At 75.7% G+C, this 569-nt stretch carries 1 protein-coding gene; it reads left to right on the plus strand.

The features are described 5' to 3' along the window. Nucleotides 1-176: 176 nt before the first annotated feature. A partial coding sequence (locus IH44_RS42195; protein ID WP_035958649.1) for a hypothetical protein occupies nt 177-569 on the plus strand: 393 nt, incomplete at its 3' end.

Below are 569 nucleotides of genomic sequence, written 5' to 3' on the forward strand. Positions count from 1 at the left end.
TCCCGCTCCCCCTCCCCGCGGATTCCGCTCTGCCGTTCGGACCCTGCATCCGGGGCCGTTCGGCCCTTCCCCTCGTCGGCTCCGGGTGTGGACAGTGACCCCAGGTCAGCGATGTGTCCGGCCCGCCAGGCGGGCCGATCGGGTGGGCGCCACGGGCGTCCGGGGAAGGCCGTGTGATGGAATCCGACGAGGTCATGCTGGCTGTCCGACTCACCACCGCGGAGCGCACGCTGCTGCGCCGGCTGGCGCACGGGCACCGGGGCGACGTCTCCGAGGTGGTCGCGGACGCCCTGCTGGACGTGCTCCCCGCCCTGCTCGCCCAGGACGCACCCCGGCTCACCGAACAACTCGGCCGCTTCGCCCCGTGCGCGGTGACGGTCTGGCTCCCGCCCGAACTCGCCGAACTGCTCCCCGCCCTGGCCGCCCACCTGGCCCAGCCGCCCGTCCCCACCGTGCCCTCCGCCCCCTCCACCACTCCCACACCCTGCACCGCCCTGGGCACCGCACTGCGCCTGTGGCTCCGCCAGGACCCGGCCCGCCTCGCCGCCGGCCTGCACACCCTGCACGGC

It is taken from the genome of Kitasatospora sp. NRRL B-11411 (genome assembly GCF_000721345.1).
Taxonomy (GTDB): Bacteria; Actinomycetota; Actinomycetes; order Streptomycetales; family Streptomycetaceae; genus Kitasatospora; species Kitasatospora cineracea.